The 973-nt window shown below is 49.1% G+C and carries 2 protein-coding genes; both read right to left on the reverse strand.

Annotated elements, in window-relative coordinates; translation table 11 throughout:
- Positions 1–251 (reverse strand): transposase (locus ACLH1I_RS26570; protein ID WP_322247234.1); only part of this gene is annotated, 251 nt, incomplete at its 3' end.
- Positions 252–268: 17 nt separating this feature from the next.
- Positions 269–406, reverse strand: a complete 138-nt coding sequence (locus tag ACLH1I_RS26575) for a hypothetical protein (protein WP_064171890.1) — start codon at positions 404–406, stop codon at positions 269–271.
- Positions 407–973: the final 567 nt, after the last annotated feature.

Below are 973 nucleotides of genomic sequence, written 5' to 3' on the forward strand. Positions count from 1 at the left end.
GTCAGCCTGAATACGCGTTTAATGACCAGCACAGTCGTGATGGCAAGGTCAGAATAGCGCTGAGGTCTGCCTCGTGAAGAAGGTGTTGCTGACTCATACCAGGCCTGAATATCTTCATCATCCAGCCAGAAAGTTATGGAGCCACGGTTGATGAGGGCTTTATTGTAGGTGGGCCAGTTGGTGATTCTGAACTTTTGCTTTGCCACGGAACGGTCTGCGTTGTCGGGAAGATGCGTGATCTGATCCTTCAACTCAGCAAAAGTTCGATTTATTCAACAAAGCCCAGGTGATCCTCCGGCGTCAGGTTATTCAGGGATTCATGGGGACGCTCTGGATGGAAGATCCTCGTGACGAAGCCGAATTTGCCCCCGGCCACGTGCTTTTTTTCGAGCGTAATGTTGTCCATGCATTACCAACCCTTCTTGAAGAACCCGTAATATTTCTGTCATTGGCCAGCCCTCGTCGTGATCCTGAAGATATTACCTTTGTTGACCCGAAAGATGGCACTGCCAGAACCTTTATGGCCAGAAATAATGAGTCAGCATAATTTATTTCCTAGTCCATTCATATGAAAACACTGGCGGAAGAGGGCTATGCACCGAGGTAAAGGGAGGCAATCCGTCGTCAGACGGTGTACTGTACACCGAAGAACAAAACCAGGCCCGTCAGCGCGAAGGGGCTGGTTTTGTTCAAGCGAGAATACCGCGCAATGTATTAATCAGTGCAGGCTCACGTTCAATGAGACACAGCAGTTTCAGAAGCCACTCGATGTCGGGGGTAATATCACACGAAAAGCGGCGTTGCTTCAGCGCCGTCGCCAGCCACCTGGTGAGAAAGTGAAGTGGTTTACTGAATTTGGCCACCTGAACAGAGGTGATATGCTCACCTCAGAACAACACAGGTGTCATAATGAAAAAAAGAAATTTCAGCGCAGAGTTTAAACGCGAATCCGCTCAACTGGTCGTTGACCAGA

Origin of the sequence: Klebsiella sp. 1SOBk10mer (assembly GCF_046602535.1) — a bacterium.
GTDB classification, from domain to species: Bacteria; Pseudomonadota; Gammaproteobacteria; order Enterobacterales; family Enterobacteriaceae; genus Klebsiella; species Klebsiella quasipneumoniae.